Source organism: Streptomyces sp. NPDC002055 (assembly GCF_040296705.1).
In the GTDB taxonomy this organism is placed as follows: Bacteria; Actinomycetota; Actinomycetes; order Streptomycetales; family Streptomycetaceae; genus Streptomyces.
In genome coordinates, this window is the sequence record NZ_JBEOXS010000119.1 from 1 (window position 1) to 6,450 (window position 6,450).

Annotated in this window: 6 protein-coding genes and 3 tRNA genes; 6 read left to right on the top strand and 3 right to left on the bottom strand. The window is 69.8% G+C overall.

From position 1 onward, the window contains the following. A partial coding sequence (locus tag ABT112_RS35510; protein WP_502975531.1) for a hypothetical protein occupies positions 1-195 on the bottom strand: 195 nt, incomplete at its 3' end. Between the two features lie 31 nt (positions 196-226). Between ABT112_RS35510 and ABT112_RS34455 the strand changes: the two genes are divergently transcribed. From ABT112_RS34455 to ABT112_RS34470, 4 genes are all read left to right on the top strand, one after another. Continuing rightward, positions 227-1,777: a metallophosphoesterase family protein gene (locus ABT112_RS34455; protein ID WP_502975532.1), complete on the top strand. Its 1,551-nt coding sequence runs from the start codon at positions 227-229 to the stop codon at positions 1,775-1,777. 80 nt (positions 1,778-1,857) lie between these two features. Continuing rightward, a tRNA-Glu gene (locus ABT112_RS34460) sits at positions 1,858-1,930 on the top strand. Between the two features lie 38 nt (positions 1,931-1,968). Next, positions 1,969-2,043: transfer RNA gene (locus tag ABT112_RS34465), tRNA-Asp, on the top strand. A 23-nt stretch (positions 2,044-2,066) separates the two neighbouring features. Further along, a tRNA-Phe gene (locus ABT112_RS34470) sits at positions 2,067-2,140 on the top strand. A gap of 183 nt (positions 2,141-2,323) precedes the next feature. Here ABT112_RS34470 and ABT112_RS34475 read toward each other — a convergent pair. Then, a complete protein-coding gene (locus ABT112_RS34475; protein ID WP_351515756.1) occupies positions 2,324-2,785 on the bottom strand; it encodes a helix-turn-helix domain-containing protein in 462 nt (153 codons plus the stop codon). Between the two features lie 1,025 nt (positions 2,786-3,810). Here ABT112_RS34475 and ABT112_RS34480 point away from each other — a divergent pair. Beyond that, positions 3,811-4,269 carry a hypothetical protein gene (locus ABT112_RS34480; RefSeq protein ID WP_351515757.1) on the top strand — a complete coding sequence of 153 codons (459 nt, stop codon included), beginning with the start codon at positions 3,811-3,813 and terminating at the stop codon, positions 4,267-4,269. A 407-nt stretch (positions 4,270-4,676) separates the two neighbouring features. Here the strand turns inward: ABT112_RS34480 and ABT112_RS34485 are convergent, their stop codons facing one another. Next, positions 4,677-5,069 (bottom strand): hypothetical protein, encoded by a 393-nt coding sequence (locus ABT112_RS34485; RefSeq protein WP_351515758.1) that lies wholly within the window; start codon positions 5,067-5,069, stop codon positions 4,677-4,679. 438 nt (positions 5,070-5,507) lie between these two features. Here ABT112_RS34485 and bla point away from each other — a divergent pair. Further along, positions 5,508-6,450, top strand: a 943-nt coding sequence (gene bla / locus ABT112_RS34490; protein ID WP_351515759.1) for a class A beta-lactamase, incomplete at its 3' end; no start/stop codon positions are given.

Below are 6,450 nucleotides of genomic sequence, written 5' to 3' on the forward strand. Positions count from 1 at the left end.
GGGGAAGCGGACGTCCAGCAGCTTGCGCACGGTGGACCGGGGGCCGTCGCAGCCGACCAGGTAGCTGCCCCGCCACCAGATCCCCGCCGACCGCTGCCAGCCGGTGCCAGCCGGTGCCGGCCGGTGCGGGCCGGTGCGGGCCGCGCCGCCGGGGCGCCGCCGCCGCGCTCCCGGCGCTCCCGTAGTCCCCGGCATACCGGCCGTGGCGCACGGGCATACGGCCCCAATGGATCGCGAACCCGTACGGTCGCCCCATCCCCTGCGCGCCCCGGGCGCGAGCATGGCGCGTCACTGGCGCCGGCTCGCCGGGCCCGGCCGCGAACTCCCCGCCGCCTCCCTCGCCCCTCGGCCGTCCCCGCTCGCCCGGGCGGCCGGCCTGACCGCGGTGGTCCTCCTCGGGGCATGGCTGGGGCTGCTGATCGTCGGCAGCGTCCGCACCCCCGTGGGCCCGGTGGACACCCGGATGACGCTGCGCCCGTCCTTCACCGGCGGCACCAAGGTGAACGTCTCGCCGCTCGGTTCGCTCGAACTCCGCAGCCACGTCGCCCCGATACGGCTCGACGTGGACGTCGACCAGCTCGACCCGGTCCGCTCCCAGGCCCTCGTCGACCATCCCGAGCGGATCTCCGGCCTCCAGGACGAGGTCACGCGCGACGTCACCGCCGGCACCTCCGATCTGGCCCTGCGCTCCTGCGTCGCCGTCGTCTCCGGCGCGACCGCCCTCGGCCTGGCCGTCTACCGGCGCCCGCGGCGGGCGCTGGTCGCGGGCGGGCTCGCGCTGGGCCTGCTCGCGGCCTCCGGCGGCGCGGCGTACGCGACCTGGAATCCACAGGCGGTGCTGGAGCCGAAGTTCTCCGGCCTGCTGGCCGGCGCGCCCAACGTGGTCGGCAACGCCCGCAGCATCGTCAGCGACTTCGACGTCTACCAGCGGGAGTTGGCCCGGCTGGTGACCAATGTGACCAAGCTCTACGACGTCACCTCGACCCTCCCCGCCTACCGGCCGGACCCGACGACGGTGCGCGTGCTGCACGTCTCCGACATCCATCTCAACCCGGCGGCCTGGCACATCATCGAGTCGCTGGTCGATCAGTACGAGATCGACGTGATCATCGACTCCGGGGACACGATGGACCACGGCAGCGCGGCGGAGAACGGTTTCCTCGACCCCGTCTCCGGCCTCGGCGCCCCGTACGTCTGGGTGCGCGGCAACCACGATTCCGCCGCCACCCAGAAGTCGATGGCGGGGCGCAAGGGCGTGCGTGTCCTGGACGACAGCAGGCCGGTCCGGGTCGCCGGACTGCTGATCGCGGGCGTCGGCGACCCGCAGTTCACCCCCGACCGATCGGTCGTGGCCGCCGGTGACCCGGCCGAGAAGCGGGTAGGCCGGGAGCTGGCGTCGGCGCTGCGGCTGCAGAAGGCCGTCGGACGGCCGGTGGACATCGCCGTCGCCCACAATCCCGTCGCCGCGGCGGAGACGGACGGCACGGTGCCGCTGGCGCTGGCCGGACACATCCACCGGCGCGACAGCGAGGTGCTGCGGCACGGCACCCGGCTGATGATCCAGGGCACCACGGGCGGCAGCGGGCTGCGCGCGGTGGACGACGCGGAACCGGACCCGGTGCAGGCCTCGATCCTCTACCTGGACCGGGACACCCGCCGGCTCCAGGCGTGGGACGAGATCACGCTGGGCGGTCTGGGGCTGTCGACGGCCGAGGTCAGCCGCCATCTGCCGGCCGAGAACTCCCCCGGAGCCACCCCGTCGCCCTCGGCTTCGTAAACCGTTTTGGCGATCGCTCCTCCCATCCCATATGCTTCTCACGTCCCCGACGCGCTGAGAAGCGCCCAGGTGGGCCATCAGCCCTCATCGTCTAGTGGCCCAGGACGCCGCCCTTTCAAGGCGGTAGCACGGGTTCGAATCCCGTTGGGGGCACGCAACACCCTGTGCGAGACTAGTGCTCGCACGAGCTTGGTCCTGTGGAGCAGTTTGGAGTGCTCGCCACCCTGTCAAGGTGGAGGCCGCGGGTTCAAATCCCGTCAGGACCGCTGAAGTCTCTCGTGGACTTCGTGGCTGGGTAGCTCAGTTGGTACGAGCGTCCGCCTGAAAAGCGGAAGGTCGCCGGTTCGACCCCGGCCCCAGCCACCGCAGCCCTCATCAGGGCATGAGCCCCTCTCCATCCACACCGGAGAGGGGCTCTTTCGTGCCGTCTACGCCAACCGGTACGCCAACAGCTCGAACTGGACCGCATATACCGAAACGACCGTGCCCCAGTCGGGCACTGGGGCACAGTTGATCACTAGACACTTAGGTCAAAGCTGCCATGCCCTAGATCATTCCCATCTCCTGGCCGAGCTGGGTGAGCTCATCAGCCACCCGCCGGCGACGGTGATCGTCCTTGCGCTGGTACTCCAGGAGGGACGACGCGGTGATTCTGCGGTGCGACCCAACGGTCCGGTACTCGATCTCTCCGGCCCCCAGGAGGCCGATAAGGAAGGGCCGAGACACATTGAGCATGTCGGCGGCCTGCTGGGTGGTGAGTTCAGCATCAGACGGGACGACGGAGACCGCCCGTCCCGCACCGAGATGCGCAAGCAGCGACGCGAGGAGCTCTACAGCCTCACGGGGCAGTTCCAAGGGCTCACGGTCGCCTCCGTCTTCAACGTTGACGCGGATCTGGGCCGCATCCTGGTGTTCCGCCAGGTAGGTCCGAACCCTTGCCAGGGCATGGTTGGCGGTCTCCTGCTTGTCGTCCGGGAGCTTCACCGGACGAATGTCAGTCTTGGTCATGGTGCGCCCCTCATGCGGTGGGTGGGCGCCAGGGAAAGTCCGCCCCGTTGGCGCGGTGGCGGGCTGGCGTGTTGACAGTGGCCCCGTGATCGCTGGCGTGACGGCGGGGTTCACTGCCTGGGTCGAGATGTCGTGGCGGTCTCGTTTGTGATCAGCACTGGCTCACTAATAGAAGTATCCGCAACAGTCGAAATAATCGCAACAGCGTTGGCGGAGCCTCATCCGTTTGGCCTACAAAGAGCCAGCTGACCGCCAGGACGGCAGGGGCAGCACTCTGCGCCCCGGCGGCCTCCGTGGCACCTCTCAGGCGAGCGTGTCGCCGAGCTTTCGGAGTGCCTTCCGCTGCTCGTCCTGCGACGCGTGTGCGCCTTCATGGTCACCCCGATGCCGCTGTGGCCGATGATCCGCCGGACCGCGTGGGGCGGCACGCCGAGGTCGAGCAGGAGCGACACAGCGGAACGACGCAGGTCATGAACCTGATCGCCGGCCCCAGCCAGGAGCGAAGAGGGTGCCAGACCTGGGCGTCGCCCCCAACCACCTTGCCCCCCGCATCAGCCTCATCCCCGTCGACCGGAGACCGCTCCCATCGGCTCGGGGAATGACGCCTCTGGCTATGCAGCCAGTTGCCCGAGAGCGGGTCATCCGGCGGGTCGTCGCAGGTCGAGCCGGGGACGGAGGGGCGAAGCGCGACGCCATTGAAGGCGTCACCCATGGCGCGATGCAGACCCGTGGCGCACGCCAACCCGTACGCCAACAGCAGCGCACAACCACGGCCAGCCGAGGGCACCGGCCCCTCTCACAGGACCTGGGGTTCACGCGACCAAGGGCCCGATATATCGAATTTTGCAGGATTCTTCCGATTCCCGACGCCGCCCCGTCAAGGAGCCGCCAGAAAAAGTAAATATCCATTGCACGCATATAGCGGTACTGGTAGCGTCCTTCCCGTAATGATCAAGACGGGGAATTCGGGGGTTGACTTCGTGACCGTACGAAGCAAAGGGATATCCACGCTTATCGCTTTCGCCATGACCGGCACCATGTTCGGCATTGGCGCACAGACGGCGAATGCAGCTCCGGCGGAGCGCGACGGGGATGCGGCAGTGTCGCGGGCGGCAACGCAGGCGCAGGTCAACGCTGCCGGAGCCGATGAGATCTGCGCGGTTCTCGGGATCGGCAGTGGCGCGGCAGGCCTGTCCAAGGCCCTGGCCAAGGGCGCGTCGTGGGTGGGCATCGGCGCCAGCGTCGGGTGCTACGCCTACACCAAGGCAAAGAATGCCACGCCCGCGGAAAAGCGAGCGGCCATGATGAGGTCGTACCGGAACTACCAGGCAAAGAGCGCCCTCGGAAAGCTCGACGCGCTCGGTTACTACTGCCGGAAAAAGGATGGCGGCGGTGGTGGCGGCACCGATATCGCTCCCCTCATCGGGTGGCGGGACATCCGCATGAAGGGCGTTACCTACACGTGCACCAACACCCGGGACTGACGGGTCCCCGCAACCCGCGCCATGGAGAGCGATTCCTGTTCTCCCTGGCGCTGGTCGTGGTGAGCCTGCTGTGGATCACACAGGACATGGCCCTCTGGGCGACGGTCATGTGCGGGGCCGGTGCGGTCGGGGGAGCGCTGGGGGCGCTCCTTTTCGGGTGGCGCTACGTGCGCACCCGCGGGGAGGCGTCATGAGGTCGTCCCAGCCGCCCCTGACCGAACCGTCCGCACGGTCCGCACGGTCCGCACCTCAGCATCACCGCCACTGAACAGCGAAAGGCCCCGACGGGTTCGCCCGTCGGGGCCTTTTGTCACGCGTACGGCCTGTCACGCCTACGGCTTGTCACGCGTGCCGGCGCCGTGACGGCCCGGCCCGGACAGGTGCGCCGGGCCATGACGCCGTGTCGATCAGACGTTGGCGCAGATGACGAAGACGCTGATGCCCACGTTGTCCGTGGTGGTCTGCCGGCCCAGTCCGATCCAGCCCCTTCCGTCGTCGGTGGGGAAGCTGCCGACGAGGATGGCGCTGTTGCCCCGCGCCTCGGCGCCGCCGCCGAGCGCCTTCTTGCCCGCGGGGCAGTACACCGTGCGCCGCTGGAAGTTCGGGACATTGGCGTTGGGCAGCCTGACCAGCTCGTATCCGGGCACTCCCTGGCCGGCGCGGGAGTCATCGCGGGAAACGGGCGCATCGGCGCGGTGGGAACCGGTCGCCTGGACGTCGCTGTCCTGTGCTGCCCACCCGGTGCCTGGCGTCAGAGCCATGGCCAGTGCGCCGGCGGCGATGACGAGCCTTCCACGCATGTGTGTCTTCCTTTCGTCGCGGGCCCCTGGACGGGACCGGCACCGTGACATGAGTGACCGGACGAAGCGGAAAGTACGTCGCAGGAATGGGTAAGTCCTGCTAATGGCGGAAAGAGGAGACGCGTACGAGTGCCAGGGGAAAGCCGCTCCTCTCGGCCATCCGGTGTCGCGCACACCGCACACACAGGGACATCCAGCCCGCCCGCGGCGGGAGCAGCCGCCCGCCGACGAAGCGGCCGCTCGCCGAGAAGCAGAGCCGTGGCCGCCGGCAGCGCTCTCGAGGCCCACGGCGCCGCGGTCAGCGCCCCGGCCAACACCACGGGACGTTCGCGTGAACGGACGAATTCCCCCGCCCCGCATGCAACCGACGCCGCGCCAACACTGTCCTCGAAGAGCGAGGCACCCTGTGCGATGGGGACCGACCCGGAGGTTTGGAACATGCAGTACACCCGTGCCCGCCGCACCGCTCTCGGCGCGCTCGCCACGCTCGCACTCGTCCCGCTGTCGGCCTGCGGGTCCGGTGGGGGCGTCCGGGCCGCGGGAGACGCGCGGCCGAACGACGCGACCGCGAAGCCGGCCGTCGCACCCGCCGCGGAGACCGGAGCGGCCGTGCGGTCGGCGTCCGCCGCGAAGGCGTCCGCCGCGAAGGCGTCCGCCGCCGAGTTCAAGAAGCTGGAGCGGAAGTTCGACGCGCGGCTGGGGGTCTACGCCGTCGACACCGGCACCGGGCGCGAGGTGGCCCACCGGGACGGTGAGCGGTTCGCGTACGCCTCCACCTTCAAGGCGCTCGCCGCCGGTGCCGTGCTCCGGAAGTACTCGCCGAGCGGGATGGACCGGGTGATCAAGTACTCGAAGGACGACCTGGTCGAGTACTCCCCGGTGACCGAGAAGCACGTCGGGACCGGGATGACCCTGACGGAGCTGTGCGACGCCGCCGTCCGCTACAGCGACAACACCGCGGGAAACCTGCTGTTCGACGCGGTCGGCGGCCCCAAGGGGCTGCAGGCCGCGCTCCGGAAGGCGGGCGACGACGTCACGCACATGGAGCGCCGCGAGACGGAGCTGAACGACTGGACCCCCGGGGACACCCGTGACACGAGCACGCCCCGGGCGCTGGCCCAGGACCTGCGCGCGTACGTACTCGGCGGACTCCTGAACAAGGACGACCGCGGGCAGCTCACGACGTGGCTGCGGACCAACACCACCGGGGGCGAACTCATCCGCGCCGGAATGCCCGAGGGCTGGGTGGTCGGCGACAAGACCGGCGCCGGCAGCACCTACGGCGCCCGCAACGACATCGCCGTGGTGTGGCGCCCCGACGGCGCGCCCATCGTCGTGGCGATCACCTCGAACCGCCACGCGAAGGACGCCGACTACGACA